This is a genomic window from Pseudarthrobacter sp. rb, from assembly GCF_056389225.1.
In genome coordinates, this window is sequence record NZ_JBWJAR010000002.1 from 105,109 (window position 1) to 126,139 (window position 21,031).

At 66.1% G+C, this 21,031-nt stretch carries 16 protein-coding genes; 11 read left to right on the top strand and 5 right to left on the bottom strand.

Annotated features, from left to right (window positions below; translation table 11 throughout):
- Window positions 1-155: 155 nt before the first annotated feature.
- On the bottom strand, window positions 156-656 hold the full coding sequence (locus tag ACWRN3_RS03165; protein ID WP_255175509.1) for a GNAT family N-acetyltransferase: 501 nt from the start codon (window positions 654-656) through the stop codon (window positions 156-158).
- Window positions 640-1,350: an IMPACT family protein gene (locus tag ACWRN3_RS03170; RefSeq protein ID WP_476739855.1), complete on the bottom strand. Its 711-nt coding sequence runs from the start codon at window positions 1,348-1,350 to the stop codon at window positions 640-642. Before ACWRN3_RS03170 ends, ACWRN3_RS03165 begins: the two co-directional genes overlap by 17 nt.
- Window positions 1,351-1,426: 76 nt before the next feature.
- Between ACWRN3_RS03170 and ACWRN3_RS03175 the strand changes: the two genes are divergently transcribed.
- From ACWRN3_RS03175 to ACWRN3_RS03190, 4 genes are all read left to right on the top strand, one after another.
- On the top strand, window positions 1,427-2,083 hold the full coding sequence (locus ACWRN3_RS03175) for an SRPBCC family protein (protein ID WP_255175511.1): 657 nt from the start codon (window positions 1,427-1,429) through the stop codon (window positions 2,081-2,083).
- A 247-nt stretch (window positions 2,084-2,330) separates the two neighbouring features.
- A complete protein-coding gene (gene coaE / locus ACWRN3_RS03180) occupies window positions 2,331-3,545 on the top strand; it encodes a dephospho-CoA kinase (RefSeq protein WP_255175512.1) in 1,215 nt (404 codons plus the stop codon).
- Window positions 3,546-3,625: 80 nt separating this feature from the next.
- A complete protein-coding gene (gene uvrB / locus ACWRN3_RS03185) occupies window positions 3,626-5,740 on the top strand; it encodes an excinuclease ABC subunit UvrB (protein WP_476739856.1) in 2,115 nt (704 codons plus the stop codon).
- Window positions 5,741-5,927: 187 nt separating this feature from the next.
- Window positions 5,928-6,956, top strand: coding sequence for a TerC family protein (locus tag ACWRN3_RS03190; RefSeq protein ID WP_255175514.1), 1,029 nt, complete (start codon window positions 5,928-5,930; stop codon window positions 6,954-6,956).
- A 226-nt stretch (window positions 6,957-7,182) separates the two neighbouring features.
- Here the strand turns inward: ACWRN3_RS03190 and ACWRN3_RS03195 are convergent, their stop codons facing one another.
- From ACWRN3_RS03195 to ACWRN3_RS03205, 3 genes are all read right to left on the bottom strand, one after another.
- Entirely contained in the window at window positions 7,183-8,535 is a 1,353-nt protein-coding gene (locus tag ACWRN3_RS03195) for an alpha/beta fold hydrolase (RefSeq protein ID WP_476739857.1), read from the bottom strand.
- On the bottom strand, window positions 8,522-9,037 hold the full coding sequence (locus ACWRN3_RS03200) for an N-acetyltransferase family protein (RefSeq protein ID WP_476739858.1): 516 nt from the start codon (window positions 9,035-9,037) through the stop codon (window positions 8,522-8,524). Before ACWRN3_RS03200 ends, ACWRN3_RS03195 begins: the two co-directional genes overlap by 14 nt.
- 62 nt (window positions 9,038-9,099) lie before the next feature.
- Entirely contained in the window at window positions 9,100-11,640 is a 2,541-nt protein-coding gene (locus ACWRN3_RS03205; protein WP_476739859.1) for a DEAD/DEAH box helicase, read from the bottom strand.
- Between the two features lie 97 nt (window positions 11,641-11,737).
- Here ACWRN3_RS03205 and ACWRN3_RS03210 point away from each other — a divergent pair, with 97 nt between their 5' ends.
- The 7 genes from ACWRN3_RS03210 to ACWRN3_RS03240 all read left to right on the top strand — a co-directional run bounded on the left by ACWRN3_RS03210 (window position 11,738) and on the right by ACWRN3_RS03240 (window position 21,003).
- Complete coding sequence (locus ACWRN3_RS03210) at window positions 11,738-12,517, top strand: trans-aconitate 2-methyltransferase (protein WP_476739860.1); 780 nt, start codon at window positions 11,738-11,740, stop codon at window positions 12,515-12,517.
- 135 nt (window positions 12,518-12,652) lie between these two features.
- Window positions 12,653-14,395, top strand: coding sequence for an ABC transporter ATP-binding protein (locus tag ACWRN3_RS03215; protein WP_476739861.1), 1,743 nt, complete (start codon window positions 12,653-12,655; stop codon window positions 14,393-14,395).
- Entirely contained in the window at window positions 14,392-16,203 is a 1,812-nt protein-coding gene (locus ACWRN3_RS03220) for an ABC transporter ATP-binding protein (protein WP_476739862.1), read from the top strand. Before ACWRN3_RS03215 ends, ACWRN3_RS03220 begins: the two co-directional genes overlap by 4 nt.
- Entirely contained in the window at window positions 16,200-16,580 is a 381-nt protein-coding gene (locus ACWRN3_RS03225) for a GntR family transcriptional regulator (protein WP_255172157.1), read from the top strand. Before ACWRN3_RS03220 ends, ACWRN3_RS03225 begins: the two co-directional genes overlap by 4 nt.
- A gap of 47 nt (window positions 16,581-16,627) precedes the next feature.
- Entirely contained in the window at window positions 16,628-19,552 is a 2,925-nt protein-coding gene (gene uvrA, locus ACWRN3_RS03230; RefSeq protein WP_324645199.1) for an excinuclease ABC subunit UvrA, read from the top strand.
- Window positions 19,553-19,631: 79 nt separating this feature from the next.
- Window positions 19,632-20,348, top strand: coding sequence for an HAD hydrolase-like protein (locus ACWRN3_RS03235; protein WP_476739863.1), 717 nt, complete (start codon window positions 19,632-19,634; stop codon window positions 20,346-20,348).
- Entirely contained in the window at window positions 20,335-21,003 is a 669-nt protein-coding gene (locus tag ACWRN3_RS03240; RefSeq protein WP_476739864.1) for a lysophospholipid acyltransferase family protein, read from the top strand. The genes ACWRN3_RS03235 and ACWRN3_RS03240 overlap by 14 nt, the downstream gene beginning before the upstream one ends.
- Window positions 21,004-21,031: the final 28 nt, after the last annotated feature.

The window sequence follows — 21,031 nt, forward strand, 5'->3', positions numbered from 1 at the left end:
CGCCAACAAATGCCCGCCGGCCCGGCCTGCCCGGGCTCACCCCGGGGCCCCCCGCCACGGGGGGGCCCCACTGTGCTTTAACGCGCCTGCTGTGCTTTAGGAGCAATAGGGGCCTTACGCCCTGACCGCCGTCTGGACGGGTCCCCGCCTCCGCGCTAAAGGTCGACGACGGCGAGGACCGTCCCGTCGTCGTCGTGCGTCAGTGCCGCGCCTGCTGCCGTGAGCAGCCGCTGGGCGCCCAAGTTCCCGGACAGGGTACGCGCGGTGACGCGTTTCAGGCCCGCCCGGCGGGCCTCCGCCAGGACGAGGTCCAGGGCGGCACCGCCGATCCCCCGGGAACGGAAGCTCCGGCCAAGCCAGATGCCGGTTTCCGCAGAGGGGATTTCAGCCGCGGGGTCGCGCTTGAGCCTGATAGAGCCGGCGATGTGGGGACCCTTGAAGACAGCCCAGGACTTTTCCGCCGCAGGTCCGTCCAGTCCTGCGGCTGCAGCGCGGTGATAACCGTAGAACCAGGCCGTGCGCTCCAGGTTCCAGCCGGGGCCTCCCAGCGGGGGTGCCACTTCATCGGGGGAGGCGTCGCGCTTGGCCAATTGGAGCAGCCGGTCCGCCACGGCCTCGTCGACGTCCGCCAGGGTCACATCAGTCGAGGGGCTCATCAATCCATTCCGTTCCGCCGGGAGTGAGCCCGGCGGACCCTGCCGTCAGCTGCAGCAGGCGGTCGGACGCGGCGGCGATGGCGTCAGCATTGTCAGCCACCGCAATCCGCAGCACCGTGTGCCGGTCCTGGTAGCTGGTGTCCGCCATGACCATGCCTGCGGCGCGCAGATCGTTCTCAAGCCGCCCCGCTGCCGCGTGCGGCACCGCCGTGGAACAGATCCGCCGCCTGCTGCGCCGGACAAGGGGTGCCAGGTCAAGGGCTGCGGAGACTGATTCGGAATACGCGCGGACCAGGCCACCCGCGCCGAGCAGGACGCCGCCGAAATAGCGGACGACGACGGCACTGATGTCGCTGAGGTCAGTCACCCCGGGGGCCGTTTCTCTTTTCAGCAGGGCTTCGAGCATGGGGATGCCGGCAGTCCCGGCGGGTTCGCCGTCGTCGCTGGAACGCTGGACGGTCCGGTCCGGCCCGATGACGAACGCCGAGCAGTGGTGGCGGGCATCGTGGAATTCGCGGCGAAGGCCGGCCACGAGATCGCGGGCCGCGTCTTCCGTGCCGGCCCTCCGGAGAACCGTGATGAACCTGGAGCGCTTGATCTCAAGTTCATGCCGGAAGTCCCCGCCCGCTGCCAGCGTGCTGTAGGAGGTGGCCCGGCTCTGCGCCTCTGCTGCTGGTTCTGCCGGTTTCCGCACCGGTTCAGTCTAAGGGACCCGGGTATGGGGGCTTAGGACTCATGACAGTGGAGGGTGTGGCCCCGAGAATTGAGCCATGTCCATACCTGTAACCATGTCCAGGCGAGGGAAACCGCGGCGGCTTGCCCTGCCAGCGGTGGTGCTTGCGGGGGTGGTGGCCCCGGCTGTGTGGTTCCCGAGGTACTACCTGCGCTGGGGCGCGACGGATGCGGAGGCAAACGGTGGCCTGCCAGGCGACGATTTCCTCCCGGTTGCTGACCTGCAGTCAACGCGGGCGGTCACCATCAAAGCCCCGGCGCATCGGGTCTGGCCCTGGTTGGCGCAGATGGGCCAGGGCCGGGGCGGACTTTACAGTTACGACGTCCTGGACAACCTCGCCGGCCTCGATATACACAGCGCGGACCGGATTCATCCCGAGTGGCAGGACATCAAAGCCGGTGACCGGTTTCACCTGGCACCGGATCCGTCCGCCGACCTGGAGGTGGGCGCCGTAGACCTTGGAAGCTCATTCGTCCTTCGAGTCCCGCCGGGCTCACCCGGCCCCTTCGACTTCTCCTGGGCGTTCGTCCTGCGGCCGCAGCCCGACGGCACCACCCGGTTGCTGGTCCGTGAGCGATATGCCTACCGCAGATGGTGGACGCTGCTCATGGTCGAGGCCGTGGAGATCGCGAGCTTCGTGATGTCCCGCCGAATGCTCCAGGGGATCAGGGACCGCGCCGAGAGCAGAGTCTAAGCCCTTGCGGCGGTGTGTGGATTCCGGCCCCCTGTGCCGTGCACCTCGGGAGGAATTCAGATGGTCGACCTGCCCCCACCCCGTTCGTGGCACGTGCCCGGCGGCTGATGCCGAAAGTGGATGCTTTGACGATTCCCGGTGCCGAACACGATTTGCCTGTCTCGAAGCCGGAACCCGTGGATGAGCTCATCATGGAGTTCCTGGCTGATGGCCGGGACTGTCCGGCTTTTGGCCCTAATGTGGGGGTGTGCTGAAGATCGGGTTGACGGGCGGGATCGCCTCAGGGAAGTCGGTGGTTGCCGCGCGGCTGCAGGAACGCGGCGCCGTGTTGGTGGATGCGGATGCGCTGGCCAGGGAGGTGGTTGAGCCCGGGACCGAAGGGCTGGAGCGCATCGTGGGGGAGTTTGGCGAAGGAATGCTCGGCGACGGCGGACGGCTTGACCGCGCGCGTCTCGGGGCGGCGGTGTTCGGCAATCCTGAGCGCCTCGCCGCTTTGAACGCCATCGTCCATCCCCTGGTGCGCGCCCGCGCCGCCGCCATCACGGCAGCAGCCCCCGCTGACGCCGTGGTGGTCCAGGACATTCCCCTCCTGGTAGAGACCGGCCAGGGGTCCGCTTTCCACCTGGTGGTGGTGGTGGATGCGCCGGACGACGTGCGGCTGCAGCGCATGCTCGAGCACCGGGGAATGACCGCGGAAGCAGCGCGTGCCCGGATGGACGCCCAGGCCACGCGCCAGGACCGGCTGGCCGCTGCCGACGCGGTCCTGGACAACTCCGGTACCGTTCAGCACCTGCTGGACCAGGTGGACCGGCTTTGGGATGAGCGCCTGGTGCCCTTCGCCCGCAACCTGGTGGCGGGGAAACGCGCACCCCGGAACGGGGGACCGGTCCTGGAACCGTACCGGACGGACTGGGCGCAGCAGGCGGCCAGGATAGCGGCACGGCTGGTGGCGGCCGCACCCGGGCTCATCCTGGCCGTGGACCACATCGGCTCCACATCTGTTTCCGGCCTGGCGGCGAAGGACGTCATCGACCTGCAGGTGACGGTGCCTGACCTTGCGGTGGCGGCCACAATTGCACCGCTCCTGGCCGCAGCAGGCTTTCCGGCAGTACGGGACGTAGAATCCGACACTCCAAAGCCCAATGCTCCGGACCCGGCAGCATGGTTGAAGCGGTTCCATGCCAATGCGGACCCGTGCCGCGCCGTCAACGTCCACGTCCGGGCGGCCGGTTCGGCCGGATGGCGCTTCGCGCTGATGTTCCGCGACTGGCTGCGGAACGATCCCTCCGCGCTCCGGCTGTACGCAGCGCACAAGGCTGACCTCGCGGCCCGGCACGCCGGTGCGGGGACCACCAGGTCCTACGCGGAGGCGAAGGAACCGTGGTTCACGGATGTCGCGTGGCCCCTGATGGCTGCGTGGGCCGAGGCAACCGGGTGGGAACCGCCGTCGTACGCGTCCTGACACCGGTCCGCGCACCGGCCGATGTTCGCCGGTAACGGACGGGGCCGTCCAGTGTCGGTGCCCGGCTGTAAATTAGATCCATGAGCCTTGCGCAGGAAATCAACCGTGTTGTAGCGCCCTTCGAAGTCATCAGCGAATTCAAGCCCGCGGGAGACCAGCCGGCCGCCATTGCGGAGCTGACCGAGCGCATCAACAACGGTGAGAAGGACGTGGTGCTCCTCGGTGCCACGGGTACCGGTAAGAGCGCCACCACCGCATGGCTCATCGAACAGGTGCAGCGCCCCACCCTGGTGATGGTGCAGAACAAGACCCTCGCCGCCCAGCTGGCCAACGAGTTCCGGGAACTCCTGCCCAACAACGCGGTGGAGTACTTCGTTTCTTACTACGACTACTACCAGCCCGAAGCGTACGTGGCACAGACGGACACCTTCATCGAGAAGGATTCCTCCATCAACGAGGAAGTGGAACGCCTCCGCCACTCTGCCACCAACGCGCTGCTGACGCGCCGCGATGTGATCGTGGTGGCCACCGTGTCCTGCATCTACGGCCTGGGAACCCCCGAGGAATACATTTCCGGCATGGTCACCCTCCGAAAGGGTGCCGAAATGAACCGGGACGACCTCCTCCGCAAGTTCGTCTCCATGCAGTATGCCCGCAACGACATGGACTTCCACCGCGGCACCTTCCGGGTGCGCGGCGACACCGTGGAAATCATTCCGATGTACGAGGAACTGGCCATCAGGATCGAGTTTTTCGGCGACGAGATCGAGAACATCCACACGCTCCACCCGCTCACCGGCGAGGTCATACGCGACGAGGAAGAGATGTACGTCTTCCCGGCTTCCCACTATGTGGCCGGCCCGGAACGGATGGCGCGGGCCATCAAACGGATCGAGGATGAACTGGCAGACCGGCTGAAGGTGCTGGAAAGCCAGAACAAGCTGGTTGAAGCGCAGCGCCTGCGGATGCGCACCACGTACGACCTCGAAATGATGCAGCAGATGGGGTTCTGCAACGGCATCGAGAACTACTCGGCGCACATTGACGGCCGCGGGCCCGGCACCGCGCCGCACTGCCTGCTCGACTACTTCCCGGACGACTTCCTGCTGGTGGTAGACGAGTCCCACGTGACCATTCCCCAGATTGGCGCCATGTACGAAGGCGACATGTCCCGCAAACGGAACCTGGTGGACTTCGGCTTCCGGTTGCCTTCCGCCATGGACAACCGGCCGCTGAAGTGGGACGAGTTCCTGGAACGCGTGGGCCAGACCATCTACCTCTCCGCCACCCCCGGCAAGTATGAGCTGGGCAAAGCAGACGGCTTCGTTCAGCAGATCATCCGTCCCACCGGCCTGGTGGATCCTGAGGTGGTGGTCAAGCCCACCAAGGGGCAGATCGATGACCTCCTCGGCGAGATCAAGACCCGGGTGGAGAAGAATGAGCGCGTCCTGGTGACCACGCTGACCAAACGTATGGCGGAGGACCTCACCGACTACCTGCTGGGCCACGGCGTGAAAGTCGAATACCTGCACTCCGACGTCGACACCCTGCGGCGCGTGGAACTCCTGCGTGAACTCCGGTTGGGGTCTTTCGACGTCCTGGTGGGCATCAACCTTCTTCGTGAGGGCCTGGACCTTCCCGAGGTGTCCCTGGTCAGCATCCTGGATGCGGACAAGGAAGGCTTCCTGCGCTCCTCCACCTCGCTGATCCAGACCATCGGACGTGCCGCCCGCAACGTCTCCGGCCAGGTGCACATGTACGCAGACCGGATCACCGACTCCATGGCCAACGCCATTGATGAAACCAACCGGCGCCGCGCCATCCAGGTCGCGTACAACAAGGAACATGGCGTCGATCCCCAACCGCTGCGGAAGAAGATCGCCGACATCACGGACCAGTTGGCCAAGGAAGACGCCGATACCGATGCGCTGCTGGGCAGCTTCGACTACGGCAAGGGCAAGCGTGGCATCACAGGGGCAAACAAAGCCGGGGCCAAGAAGGGCGCGGCCCAGGTCCGTTCCGACGGGCTGGCGGCCGCACCGGCGGAGGACCTGGTGGGCCTGATCGAGCAGCTGACGGAACAGATGCATGGCGCGGCGGCCGAGCTGCAGTTCGAGGTGGCGGCGCGGATCCGCGACGAGGTCAGCGAGCTGAAGAAGGAGCTGCGGCAGATGCAGGCGGCAGGCCACGCCTAACGTCCGCGGCCGGGTACCCGGCTGGGGTACAGTTAAAGCACGTAGGGGAGTATCCCAAGCGCTACGATCGTCAACACGCAGGGCACAGCTGCCCCGCCGGGCGTAGCGGGCCGCCACATCAGCACCAAGTGCACAGGCAGGCCGGAGAGACTTACACCACTTTGTGTACCCTGCGAAAGGCTGCCCTGTGCTCGACTTGCCCGTATGGTTCGAGGTTGGCTCATTTGCCGTCCTCGGCCTGATTCTCCTGATCGATCTCCTCCTGGTGGTGCGGCGCCCGCACGAGCCGTCCATGAAGGAGGCCGGTCTGTGGGTGGCCTTCTACGTCACCCTTGCCCTGGCCTTCGCCGGCGCCATGTTCGCCTTCACCGGCCCCGAATTCGGCAGCCAGTTCGTTGCCGGCTGGGTCACGGAGTACAGCCTCAGCATCGACAACCTGTTCGTGTTCATCATCATCATGGCCAGGTTCTCCGTGCCGAGGAAGTACCAGCAGGAAGTCTTGATGGTGGGCATCATCATCGCGCTCATCCTGCGCGGCATCTTCATCATGCTGGGTGCCATTGTCATCGAGCAGTTCAGCTGGGTCTTCTACATCTTCGGCGCGTTCCTGCTGTGGACGGCCTGGAAGCAGGCCCAGGACGAGGGCGAAGAGGAAGAGGACCGCGAGAACCCGCTGATTGCGAAGATCCGCAAGGTCATCCCGATGTCGGAGAAGTTCGACGGCGGCAAGCTGCGTACCGTGGTCAACGGCAAGAAGGTCTTCACCCCCATGGTGATCGTCTTCATCACCATCGGCCTCACGGACCTGCTGTTCGCAGTTGACTCCATCCCCGCGATCTTCGGCCTGACCCAGAGCCCCTTCATTGTCTTCACCGCCAACCTGTTCGCCCTGATGGGCCTGCGGCAGCTGTACTTCCTGCTGGGTGGCCTGATGAACCGGCTCATCTACCTCAAGCACGCCCTGTCCTTCATCCTGGCGTTCATCGGCATCAAGCTTGTCCTGCACGCCATGCACGTCAACGAGCTTCCCTTCATCAACGGCGGACAGCACATCGAGTGGGCACCTGAGATCCCCACCTTCGTCTCACTCGCCGTGATTGTGGGCACCATCATCGTCGCCGTCGTCGCCAGCCTGCTCAGCTCCAAGGCCCAGGCTGCCAAGGTGGATCCGCGGCTTGAAGAGGACGCCCGGAAGAGCCACAGCGACGCCGAGTAGGCGCGCCCCGGCGCATTCCCCTCCGGTAATCCCGGCCGCCTGAGCGGCCGGGATTACCCCCTTTAAGCCTCCGCAGCACGGACGGTTTCCACACCTCCACCGTGCTCTGGGCGGTAACAGCTCCTGTTCCCCGGTCTTCGCCCGGATCCGCTGCTGCTGGCGCGCCGGCTTGCCGCGGCCAGCCGTCCTGGCCGCCGCCGTCGTCACCCGCACCTCCCTCACGCGGTCAGCGGCCGCCTGAGCGGGCCATGCCCAGGAGGCGGGCGAAGATCCTCTCGCCGTCGTCGGCGATCCCGTCATGGTGGAAGTCGGCAGTCTCCCAGACCTGCAGCCCGCGCACCGCAGCCGCCGTGCGCAGGGAAAGGTCCCGGTCAACGTAGATATCGTGCGAGTAGACCGCCGCTGCCACGGGAACGGTGTTGGCGGCCAGCACTTCCGGGTCGTACAGCGGCTTCCAGTCCTGCTTTGCGGCGAGCAGGTCGGCCACCTCCCGCAGCGGCTGGAGGGCCGGGTCCTGCTCGAAGTACCACGGGTACACCATTTCGCCGGTCAGCAGCAGCGGTTCGGCGTCGGGCCTGAACCAGGGGTTCTCCCGGAGCATGCGCCAGGCTGACCAGTCGGTGGCCTGCTCCTGGCCGTAAATGGATTCATGCATGAGGGCGTACAGCGGGTTTGAACGCCGCGAGACCACACCCTGGAGCTGCTCCAGGAAAGTGTCGGACAGCCTGGGGCCACCCGCGGTGTCCACGAATGCGTCCTCCAGCAGGTAATGCAGGCTGTCCACCCGGGTGTTGCCGCCCAGGAATGCGCCGGCCATCTGGAACCGCTCCACGGTGAGGGGGCTGCCGTCGGGCAGGAGTTCCGGTGTGCAGCGCAGGTGGCGGGCAATCCGCTCCACCGCATCCCGGTCCTCCGGATACCAGCCGAAGTATTCATCGTTCCGTGCCGCTACGCGCTGGAAGGTGGCCCGGTATACGTCGTCCGCGCTGCCCGTGAGAGGTGCCAGGCCGCCAGTGATGAGGGCTTCGCGCAGTCCTTCCGGTGCGAAGGACAGGTATGTCAGGGCGCAGAAGCCGCCATAGCTTTGGCCGTAGATGGTCCAGGCGGGTGATTCCAGGGCACGGCGTATCAGCTCCGCGTCCGCCACGATCGAATCGGCCCTGAAGTGCTCCAGGTAGGCCGCCTGTTCGGCAGCGGACCCGCGGGCGGGCAAGGTCCCGCGGTCGACGGGCGTCGAGAGCCCGGTGCCGCGCTGGTCCAGCATCAGGATGCGGAAGTCCTGCGCTGCGGCCTTGCTCCAGCCGCCCAGGGAGCCCCATCTGTTGCCGCGGCCGCCCGGGCCGCCCTGCAGGAAGAGGAGCCAGGGCAGCTGTGCGGCCGCCTCCGCGCTGTGCGCCGCCGAGACATACTCGCGGGCGAACACCGTGATGGTCTCTGCGGAGCCGTCGGGCGGTGCGGAATGGTCCAGGGGGACCGTGAAGTAGTGCTCCACGGTGCGCATGCCACGGAATTCGTGCGTTGCCCTGACCTCATGGCCCGCGGCGGGGACCGCTGCCCGGCGCACGTCAGCCCTGGGCATGGGCGGAAAGGGAGCCGCGGGAGGCCGCACTTCCAAACTGGTCCAGCGCCTCGCCGGTGAGCCGGAAAGTGGACCACCCGTCCATGGGGCGGGCACCAAGGCGGCGGTAGAAATTGATGGAGGGCTCGTTCCAGTCCAGCACGCTCCATTCCACGCGTGCGTAGCCGTTCTCCACGGCGATGGCGGCAAGGTGCTGCAGCAGGGCCTTGCCATGCCCTTCTCCCCGTGCCTCCGGGCTGACGTAAAGGTCTTCCAGGTAGATCCCGTGGACGCCTTCCCACGTGGAGTAGTTCAGGAACCACAACGCAAAGCCCTGCACGGTGCCTGCCGCGTCCTCTGCCATGGCAGCGAAGATCCGTGGGTTGTCGCCGAACAGGGCCTGCTCCAGCAATTCCGGTGTGTTCCGGACGGCGTCGGGTTCCTTCTCGTAATGCGCCAGTTCGTGGATCATGCGGAGGATGGCGGGAACATCGTGCCGGGTTGCGGGGCGGATTACACTCATTGTTCGAGCTTACCGCCGGGTCCGGCGGTACCGCCGCAGGCAGGGGAAGGGCCGGTCCGGGGCTAGAGCCGGTTCACATCCGTCACCCTCACCACGGCTGTTCCGGTGGCGTCGGAGTCCGCCAGGTCCACCTCCGCCGAGATGCCCCAGTCATGGTTGGCCGCCGGGTCGTCGAAGATCTGGCGGACCTTCCAGGTCCCCGGTTCTTCGGTGATGATGAGCAGGCCGGGACCCCGCGCATCCGGTCCCGTCCCGATGTCGTCGTGTTCGTCGAAGTAGTCGTCCAGCGCATCTTCCCAGCGCTCGGCACCCCAGCCGGAGCCGGCGTCGAGCTCTCCCAGCGCGGTGGCGTCCTCGTCGGCGAAAAGTTCCACGCGGCGGAACATCTCGTTGCGCACCATCACCCGGAACGCGCGGATGTTCGAGGTGAGCGACGGCGGCGGGGGCGGCGGCGCGTCGTGGGGCGTGGGCGCCGCACCGGACGTCAGCTCCTCCCACTCGTCCAGCAGGCTGGAGTCCACCTGCCGGACCAGCTCACCCAGCCAGGCCACAAGGTCTTCGAGGTCCTCCCGGAGCATGTCCTGGGGAACGGTTTGGCGCAGCGCTTTGAAGGCATCAGCGAGGTACCGCAGGACGATGCCTTCGGACCTGGCCAGGCCGTAGAACTGGACGAATTCGCCAAAGTTCATGGCGCGCTCGTACATGTCGCGGACCACGGACTTGGGGGCGAGCTCAAAGTCGCCCACCCACGGTGCGGCCTTCCGGTACACCTCGAACGCTTCGCCCAGGATATCGGCGAGCGGCTGGGGGTAGGTGACCTCGTCCAGCATGGCCATCCGCTGGTCATACTCGATGCCGTCGGCCTTCATGGCCGCCACTGCCTCGCCGCGGGCCTTCTTCTGCTGCGCCGACAGGATCTGCCGCGGCTTCTCCAGGGTCGCCTCGATGACGGACACCACGTCCAGGGCGTACGACGGCGACTCCGGGTCAAGGAGGTCCAGTGCGGCAAGTGCGAAGGGGGAGAGCGGCTGGTTCAGGGCAAAGTTGGGCTGCAGGTGCACGGTCAGGCGGACCGTGCGGCCATCTGGCCCCTGTTCCTCCGGCGGGATCCGTTCGATGACTTCGGCGGCGAGGAGTTCGCGGTAGATGCCCAGCGCCTTCTTCATGAGCCGCAGCTGGAAGGAGCGCGGCTCGTGGTTTTCCGTGAGCAGCCGCCTGGCCGCGGCGAAGGGGTCGCCGGGCCGTTCCATCAGGTTCATCAGCATGGCGTGCGTCACCGTGAAGCTTGACGTCAGGGGGTCGGGGACAGATTCCACCAGCCGCTTGAAGGTGGGCTCACCCCACGAAACAAAACCCTCGGGCGGCTTTTTCTTGACCACCTGGCGGAGTTTCTTCTGGTCGTCACCGAACTTGGCCGTGGCCTTCGCCATGGCCTTGACGTTCTCGACCACGTGCTCGGGTGCCTGCACCACCACCGTCCCGGCGGTGTCATAGCCCGCCCTGCCGGCCCGGCCCGCAATCTGGTGGAACTCACGTGAGTTGAGCAGGCGGGTGCGGACGCCGTCGTACTTGCTCAGGGCGGTGAGCAGCACGGTACGGATGGGGACGTTGATACCCACGCCCAGCGTGTCCGTCCCGCAGATCACCTTCAATAGTCCTGCCTGGGCCAGCTGCTCCACCAGCCGTCGGTACTTGGGCAGCATGCCGGCGTGGTGTACGCCGATTCCGTGCCGCACCAGCCGGTTCAGCGTCTTGCCAAACCCGGCGGCGAACCGGAAATTGGCAATGAGCTCTGCGATCCTGTCCTTTTCCTCCCGGGTGCACACGTTGATGCTCATCAGGTTCTGGGCACGGTCAATCGCCTCAAGCTGGCTGAAGTGCACCACATAGACCGGCACCTGCTTCGTGGAGAGCAGTTCCTCCAGCGTCTCGTGGACCGGGGTCTGGTGGTAGTAGTAGTGCAGCGGAATGGGCCGCTCGGCAGAACTCACCGTGGTGGTGGCCCGGCCCGTCAGCGCCGTCAGCCCCTCCTCGAAGCGGCTGACGTCACCCAGGGTGGCGGACATCAGCAGGAACTGTGCCTGCGGAAGCTCCAGGAGCGGGACCTGCCAGGCCCAGCCGCGCTGCGGGTCGGAGTAGAAATGGAACTCGTCCATGATCACTGCGCCGAGTTCCGCAGCAGCGCCCTCCCGCAATGCGATGTTCGCGAGGATCTCCGCGGTGCAGCAGATGATGGGTGCATCCTGGTTGACCCCGGAGTCACCGGTGATCATGCCCACGTTCTCCGCGCCGAAAATGTCGCAGAGCGCAAAGAACTTTTCGGACACCAGCGCCTTGATCGGGGCGGTGTAGTAGCTCCGCCGTCCCTGGGCCATGGCCTGGAAGTGCGCGGCGATCGCCACCAGCGACTTCCCGGACCCCGTGGGCGTGGCCAGGATGACGTTCGCGCCCGTTGCCAGCTCCATGATGGCTTCGTCCTGGGCCGGGTACAGCGACAGGCCGCGGGTTTCCGTCCACTCCACGAACCGGGTGTAAAGGGCGTCGGGGTCGACGGCGGCGGTGTTGGGGACGGACAGATCGCTCAGCTGGTCAACGAGTTTCATTGACTTAAACCTTAGTGCCACGTTACGGGCGGATCAGGCGGTCCGGCCGGGTTAGGCTACGCCTGGCCGCCGTGCATGCCAGAACCTGGAGAAAATCGTGAAATGGGACCCCGCAAAGTACGTCAAATTCGATGACCACCGGAACAGGCCGTTCTTCGACCTGACTGGCCGGATCCATGCTGACCGCCCCGGGCGGGTGGTCGACCTTGGCTGCGGGCCGGGGAACCTGACAGCTGCCCTGGCCGAACGCTGGCCCGGCGCCCACGTGGTTGGCCTGGATTCCTCCGCGGAGATGTTGGCAAAGGCCGCCCCGCTGGCGCAGGCAGTCCCCGCCCTGAGGTTCGAACATGCCGACATCGCCGAATGGATGCCCACTGGGGAGACGGACGTCGTGGTGAGCAACGCAGCCCTGCAGTGGGTGCCGGACCACCAGGATCTGATGCGCAGGTGGCTGAAGGCCCTCCGCCCGGGAGCCTGGTTCGCCATGCAGGTGCCGGGCAACTTCAACGCCCCCTCGCATTCCCTGATGCGGGAACTCGCGGCGTCCGACCGTTGGGCGGCCAAGCTGGGCGGCGTGCTGCGCGGCGGGGAGTCGGTGGGGGAGCCCGCGGACTACCTGGGCATCCTGCTCGACGCCGGCTGTGCGGCGGATGCCTGGGAAACGAGCTACCAGCAGGTCCTGCAGGGGCCCAACCCCGTGCTGGAGTGGGTCCGCGGCACGGCACTGCGGCCGGTTATGGCCGTCCTTCGCGACGACGACGCCAGGCATTTCGAAGCGGAGTACGCAGCCGCCCTCCGGGAGGCCTACCCCCAGGGGGCGCACGGCACCGTATTTCCATTCCGGCGGATCTTTGCCGTGGGCCGCAAGGAGGAGTAGGGCCCGGACGCCGTGTTTTCCAGCACGTCACAGGACATGACAGCGCCTGAAAGTGATCTGGCTTACAATGGCCACTGTGCTTTGGGGTCAAGCCGCTGGCCCCCTCTTCGGCCGTAGGCATCTGCAGGGGGTATTTTGCTGGTCGGACTCTTAAAGCGGCAGCTTGCCGGCAAACACGCGCAGTTGTGGGCGATCGTTGTGCTCCAGCTTGTCCAGGCAGGCGCGAACTTGTTGCTGCCTACCGTGAACGCGGCCATCATCGATGACGGGATCGTGGCGGGCAAGCCCGGCGTGATCTCACGGCTCGGCATGCTCATGGCCGCCATCGCCGTGGTCCAGGCAGCCTCCGCCATCGCGGCGGGCTACCTCGGAGCCGTCGTTGCCATGAGTATCGGGCACCGGCTGCGGGCAGAGGTGTTCAGCCGGATCCAGACGCTGTCCTCCCAGGACGTGGCCCTGTTCGGAACCCAAAGCCTGACCACCCGCGCCACGAACGATGTCCAGCAGATCCAGGCGTTCGCCCTGCTTGTCTTCACCATGCTCTTCGCGGGGCCGGCCATGGGCATCGGCGGGATAGTGCTGGCCGTCCAGCAGGACGTGGTGCTCTCCGTCGTCGTCATCGTCATCGTGCCCCTGCTGCTGCTGATCATGTATCTGATCGTCCGCCGGCTCATTCCGCTCTACCGGGAGGGCCAGGAACTGCTGGACCGGTCCGGCGGCATCCTGCGCGAACAGATCATCGGTGTGGATGTGATCCGCGCCTTTGTCCGCCAGGGCCATGAAGGGCGGCGTTTCGCGGCGGTCAACGCACGGTTGACCGCCAACAACCTCCGGTCGGCGCTCCTGGTGGCCGGGATGCTGCCGATGATCATGCTGGTGGTCAACACCAGTTCGGTTGCCGTGGTGTGGTTCGGGGGCCACCGTATCCAGTCAGGACTCATGAACCTCGGAGCGCTCACGGCGTTCATCGCCTACATCATGCAGATCCTGCTGGCAATCATGATGTCCATGTATGTGCTGATGACGGCGCCGCGGGCAGCCGTCTGCGCCGAACGTATCCAGGCGGTGCTGGACACCGAGCCCTCCGTCACCAGTCCGGCCGGGCCGCAGCAGTTCCGGCCCGACCTGTCACAGCCGGCAACCCTGGCCTTCCACGGCGTTGGCTTCTCCTACCCGGGAGCTGAAGCTCCCGTGCTTGCGGACATCAGCTTTACCGCGGCTCCCGGTACCACCACCGCAATCGTGGGCGCGACCGGGAGCGGCAAGACCACGCTGCTGAACCTGATTCCACGGTTCCTCGACCCCACTCAGGGCCGCATCTTGCTGGCCGGCCACGACATCAGGGACCTGCCCCTGGACCAGCTGCGCGCAGCGATGGCCATCGTGCCCCAGCATTCCCATCTGTTCACCGGCACTATCGCCGACAACCTGCGGATGGCCGCGCCTGGGGCCACGGACGGGGAACTGTGGGCGGCCCTGGAAACGGCGCAGACCATGCGGTTCATGGATGACCTCCCGCTGGGTCTTGCCACTCCCGTGGGCCAGGGAGGCGCCAGCCTGTCCGGCGGGCAGCGGCAAAGGCTGTGCATCGCCCGGGCGTTGTTGCGAAAGGCGCCCCTCTACCTGTTTGACGACAGCTTCTCCGCTCTCGACTACGACACGGACACCAGGCTGCGGCAGGCCCTGGAACAGGCGCTCGCCGCCGCGACGGTGGTCATCGTGGCCGAGCGCATTTCAGCCGTGGAGGACGCGGACCTCATCCTGGTGCTCGACGACGGCCGCCTCGTTGCGCAGGGAACGCACCGGGAGTTGCTGGAAACGTCCGCCACCTACCGCGAGATTGCCGAATCCCAGCTCGCGCTGGACGGCACGCTGTGACGGCTGGGGAAGAAGCCGGGGAAACGGCGTACAGGTTCTGGCCAACGGCCGGCAGGCTCCTCGGCCTCCTGCGCCCCTTCCGGCTCCAGATGCTCGGAGCGGTGGGATCCACCTGTGCCTTTGCCGTCCTCAACGTCGCGGCACCCAAGTACCTCGGTGATGCCACCGACGAGGTGGTGGAGGGCGTCCTCCAGGGCAGCCTGGACCAACGCCTCGGAGCCCTCCTGGCAGCCGTGGCGACGATGTACGTTTTTGCTTCCCTGTTCAACTGGGTCCAGGGCGCGTTGACCGCCCGGGCCGTGCAGGGGCTCATGTACCGCCTGCGCGCGTCGGTGGAGGACAAGCTGCACCGGCTGCCCTCCACCTACTTCCGCGAACGCTCCCGCGGTGACGTGCTGAGCCGTGCCACCAACGACATCGACAACATCGCCCAGGCCCTGAACCAGGTCCTGACCCAGCTCATCGTGTCGGTCCTGATGCTGTGCGGCTCGCTGGCCATGATGCTGTGGATCTCACCGCTGCTCGCGGCCATCGCCATTGCCACCGTCCCCGTCTCCACATTGATCACGGTCCTGGTGGCCAGGCGGTCCCAGGAGCATTTTGCCCGGCAGTGGAAGGAGACCGGGGAACTGAACAGCCACGTGGAGGAATTCATCAGTGGCCACGAAGTCATCAAGGCTTTCGGCCGGCAGGAACAGGCGGCGGACGTCTTCACCCGCAGCAATGGACGCCTGGCGCGGGCGGCAGCCAAGGCGCAGTACTCAGCCGGGGTGGTCCAGCCACTGATGGTGCTGATGTCCAACCTCAACTACATCGCGGTTGCCGTGGTGGGGGCCCTGCAGGTCATCGCAGGCGCCATGACCATCGGGGGAGTCCAGGCCTTCATCCAGTTCAGCCGGCTGTTCACCCAGCCGGTGGGCCAGATCGGCGGGCTGTTGAACGTCATGCAGTCGTGCGCGGCGTCGGCCGCCAGGGTATTCGTCCTCCTGGACGCCGGCGAAGACCCGCCGGAGCCGGGCGGGCAGGGTGCCGCCACCCCGGCCGGCGGCCGCATAACCTTCCATGACGTCACCTTCGGCTACCCCGGATCCGTGCCCGCCGTCCGCAACCTCACCTTCACCGTGGAGCCGGGGCAGGCAGTAGCCATCGTGGGACACACCGGCGCAGGCAAGAGCACCGTGGTGAATCTCCTCATGCGGTTCCTGGAACCCTCATCCGGCGTGATCACCATGGGCGGGCAGGACATTGCCGCAATTCCCCGGGACCAGTTGCGGGCGCAGTTCGGTGTGGTCCTCCAGGATTCCTGGCTCTTCGACGGCAGCATCCGCGAAAATATCGCCTACGGCCTGCCTGGCGCGCCGGATGCTGCCATCGTCGCTGCCGCTGAGGCCACCCACGCGGACCGCTTCATCAGGTCGCTGCCCCACGGATACGGAACGGTGCTGGAAAACGGCGGGGAGCCGCTCAGCCAGGGCCAGCGGCAACTGCTCACCATCGCCCGGGCGCAGCTTGCGGGGCGGGCCGTCCTGGTCCTGGACGAAGCAACCAGTTCCGTGGATTCCAGGACGGAATTGCTCATCCGCCAGGCGATGCAGAGGCTCCGCCACGGACGGACGAGCTTCATGATCGCCCACCGTTTGTCCACTATCCGCAACGCTGATCTAATTCTCGTCATGGACCACGGACGCATCGTTGAGCAGGGTACGCATGCAAGCCTGCTTGCCGCCAACAGTTACTACGCCAAGCTGTACAACGCCCAGTTTGCCGAACGGGACGGCAGGGCAGAGGTCCTGGAGAACGGCCTGTGAGCGCCGCCGGAGAGTTTCCCGGTTCCTGGCGGCCCAATCCGGCCAGCAGCGTGGCGCTGTTCGAACAGCTGCGGCTCCAGGTCATCCATCTGGCGGACAACGGCGCCCTGGCGCCGGGTACCAGGCTCCCTGCGGTGCGGGCCCTTGCAGAGAAACTCGACGTCGCCCCGCACACCGTGGCAAGGGCGTACAAGGAACTGGAGGCGGCCGGCATCGTTGCCACCCGGGGACGCAACGGGACCGTGGTCTCGGCACGTGACGAGAGGCTGGGTGGCCTGTCCGAGGCCGCTGCCGCCTATGCCGCCGTCGCCAAATCCCAGGGCGCCAGCTTCGCCGAGGCCGTGAAACTCCTGGCCGCCGCCTACGATGTTCCCTGAGGGCGGAACCGTCGATGTTCGAAAAAGTTTTCGATTAGCATTATGGGGTGCCTAAAGCCTTAGCTGAAGAAACCCCTGCCCCCGCCACCTCCCTCGCCGTCCCCCCTGCTGCCTCCCTGCAGCGTCCGGACCTCTCCCGCCTCGTGGTGAAGGGCGCGCGGGAGCACAACCTGCGCAACGTGGACCTCGACCTGCCGCGTGATGCCATGATCGTCTTCACCGGCCTCTCGGGCTCCGGGAAGTCCTCGCTGGCATTCGACACCATTTTCGCCGAAGGCCAGCGGCGCTACGTTGAATCCCTCTCCGCTTACGCACGCCAGTTCCTGGGCCAGGTGGACAAGCCTGACGTCGATTTCATCGAAGGCCTCTCCCCGGCGGTCTCCATCGACCAGAAATCCACCAGCAAGAACCCCCGGTCAACGGTGGGCACCATCACCGAAATCTACGACTACATGCGACTGTTGTGGGCGCGTGTTGGCAGGCCGCACTGCCCGGTCTGCGGCGAGCCGGTGTCCAAGCAGACCCCGCAGCAGATCGTGGACCAGCTCCTTGAACTCGACGAGGGCACACGCTTCCAGGTCCTGGCACCGGTGGTGCGCGGACGCAAGGGCGAGTTCGTGGACCTCTTCAAGGAACTGACGGCAAAGGGATATTCGCGGGCACGGGTGGACGGCAACCTGGTCCAGCTGAGCGATCCTCCCAAGCTCGGCAAGCAGTTCAAGCACACCATCGAAGTAGTAGTGGACCGCCTGGTGGTCAAGGAAGGCATCAGCCAACGGCTCACGGACTCCATCGAAACAGCCCTTGGGCTGTCCGAGGGCCGCGTCCTGGCCGAATTCGTGGACCTCGAAGCCGATGCGCCGGGACGGATCCGGGCGTTCTCCGAAAACCTTGCATGCCCCAACGAGCACCCGCTCGCCATCGATGAGATCGAGCCCCGCTCGTTCTCATTCAACAACCCGTTCGGCGCCTGCGCCGCCTGCAGTGGAATCGGCACCCGGCTTGAGGTTGATGAGGAACTCATCGTGCCCAACCCGGAGCTGTCCCTGTCGGAGGGCGCCATCGCACCATGGTCGCTGGGCACGGCCACCACCGAATACTGGAACCGGCTCCTGGAAGGCCTGGCCAAGGAAGTGGGCTTCTCCATGGCCACGCCGTGGGAGAAGCTGGGCAAGGATGTACGCCAGACCATCCTGCATGGCAAGGACCACAAGGTGGTGGTGCAGTACCGCAACCGCTTTGGCCGCGAACGCAAGTACAGCACCGGGTTCGAAGGCGCCATCCAGTACGTCCACCGCAAGCACGGCGAGACCGATTCGGACTGGGCCCGCGACCGCTACGAGGAATACATGCGGCAGGTTCCCTGCCCCGCCTGCAACGGCGCACGCCTCAACCCGGCATCCTTGTCGGTGCTGATCAACGGCAAGTCCATCGCCGAGGTGGCCGCGCTGCCCATGCGGGATTGCGCGGAGTTCCTGAACAACCTGGTGTTGACCGGGCGCGAAGCCCAGATCGCCCACCAGGTCCTCAAGGAGATCCAGGCCCGCCTGACGTTCCTCCTGGACGTTGGACTGGAGTACCTCAACCTCGAGCGTCCGTCCGCCACCCTCTCCGGCGGCGAAGCGCAGCGCATCAGGCTCGCCACCCAGATCGGGTCCGGCCTGGTGGGCGTCCTCTACGTCCTGGACGAACCCTCCATCGGCCTGCACCAGCGGGACAACCGCCGGCTGATCGAAACCCTCACCCGGCTCCGCGACATGGGAAACACCCTCATCGTCGTGGAGCACGACGAAGACACCATCCACGTTGCTGACTGGATCGTGGACATCGGACCCGGCGCCGGCGAGCACGGCGGCCAGGTTGTCCACTCCGGGACCTACAAGGAGCTGCTGGACAACAAGGAATCGCTGACCGGCGACTACCTGTCCGGCCGCAAGGCCATCGAGGTACCGAAGAAACGCCGTAAATACGACAAAAAGCGTGAGATCAAAGTGGTGGGCGCGCGGGAGAACAACCTCCTGAACGTCGACGCAGCCTTCCCGCTGGGACTCTTCACCGCGGTGACCGGCGTGAGTGGTTCGGGCAAATCCACGCTCGTCAACGAGATCCTCTACAAGGTGCTGGCGAACAAACTCAACGGGGCCAAGCAGGTGGCGGGCCGGCACAAGACCGTGCAGGGCCTGGAACACCTGGACAAGGTGGTCCACGTGGACCAGAGCCCCATCGGCCGTACCCCGCGGTCCAACCCGGCCACGTACACGGGCGTGTTCGACAACATCCGCAAGCTCTTCGCCGAGACCACCGAAGCAAAGGTGCGTGGCTACCTTCCCGGGCGGTTCTCCTTCAACGTCAAGGGCGGACGCTGCGAGGCATGCTCCGGTGACGGCACGCTGAAGATCGAGATGAACTTCCTGCCGGACGTCTACGTGCCGTGCGAGGTGTGCCACGGAGCCCGCTACAACCGGGAAACGCTGGAGGTGCACTACAAGGGCAAGACCATCGCCGACGTCCTCAACATGCCCATCGAGGAGGGCGCCGAGTTCTTCGCGGCGTTCTCACCCATCGCACGCCACCTGAACACCCTGGTGGACGTGGGATTGGGCTACGTCCGCCTGGGCCAGCCGGCCACCACCCTCTCGGGCGGCGAGGCGCAACGGGTCAAGCTCGCGGCGGAACTGCAGAAGCGGTCCAACGGCCGCAGCATCTACGTCCTGGATGAGCCCACCACGGGCCTGCACTTCGAGGACATCCGGAAGCTGCTCATGGTCCTGCAGGGGCTGGTGGACAAGGGCAATACGGTGATCACCATCGAACACAACCTCGACGTCATAAAGAGCGCCGACTGGCTGGTGGACCTCGGGCCGGACGGCGGTTCCGGCGGCGGACAGATCGTCGCGGCCGGAACGCCGGAGCAGGTGGCCAAGTCCAGCACCAGCCACACCGGAAAGTTCCTGGCCGAGATACTCGGCTGACCGAAGGAAACCGCGCGGAAGTATTCCTGGCCGGGAATGCGAGTTTCAGGCATTCCTGCTGTCGTGAGAAACTAACCCGGTGACTTCAACAACAGTGCCCGTGATCTTTGACCTGGACGGCACTCTTGTCGATCCGGCCGGTGGAATAACTGAAGGGATTGCCTCAGCCCTCCGCGGGCTGGGGCTCCCGGTTCCCGGCCAGGACCTGCTCGATTCGATGATTGGCCCCAAGCTGAGCGATTCCCTGCTCAACGTGGCAAACGTGCCCGCGGAACACCTGGAAGAGGTGGTCCACCGGTACCGCGAACACTACGTTGCCAGGGGAATTGCCCAGAGCCGGCTCTACCCCGGTATCCGGGAAATCCTGGAATCCTTCGCGGCGGCGGGGCGGCCCGTTGCTGTGGCAACCCAAAAGCCCCAGCGGCTGGCCCATAAAGTGCTGGCCCACCACGGCATCGACGGGCTCTTCCACGGCATCCACGGCTCTGCCGATGACGAAACTTTGGTGGAAGGCGTCCCCCTGGGCAAGACCCAGATCATCGCCGCCGCCCTGAGGGACCTCGACACCCAGCACGCCATCATGGTGGGCGACCGCGCCCAGGACGTCTCCGGTGCCATCGCCAACGGGCTGGACTGCATCGGAGTTGTCTGGGGATTCGCGCCGGACGGGGAGCTGGAGGAAGCAGGATCCGTGGCCGTCGTCAGCACAGGCGAGGAACTGGTAGCGGTCATCGAGCGGCTGCAGGCGGTCCACACCGCGGCCATGAGCGGGGTGGTCACCGATGGAAATGTTTGATGCCGTCCGCTGGACCACCCGCAACCTCATCGCCGGCACCTGCCGGCCCACCGTCGTCGGACTCGAAAACGTCCCCTCCGATGGCCCCTTTATCGTGGCCCCCAACCACCTGTCCTTCTTCGACAGCGTGATCGTCCAGGCCCTGATGCCGCGCCCGGTTGCCTTCTTTGCCAAGGCCGAGTACTTCACCACGGGCGGCGTCAAGGGCAAGGTCATGAAAGCCTTTTTCGAATCCGTCGGCTCCATCCCGGTGGAGCGTGGTGAGCAGGCAGCCAGCGTCCAGGCACTGAAAACCCTGCTGGACATCCTGGAGTCCGGCCGCGGCATCGGCATCTACCCCGAGGGCACGCGCTCCCGCGACGGCATCCTCTACCGGGGACGCACCGGCGTCGGCTGGCTGGCGCTCACTACTGGGGCGCCCGTGATCCCCGTCGGGCTGATCGGGACCGAGAAGCTTCAGCGTGCCGGAGAAAAAGGGGTCAAGCCGCAGCACTTCACCATGAAGGTGGGGGAGCCGCTGTACTTCGACAAGACGGGACCGGACCACTCACTGCCGGGCCGCCGCGAGGTCACGGACCGGATCATGGACGCAATCGCCGGACTCAGCGGCCAGGAGCGCTCCACCAGTTACAACCAGAGCAAGTCCGCCGAGTAACCGGAACCGCCGCAAGCGGACCCGGACC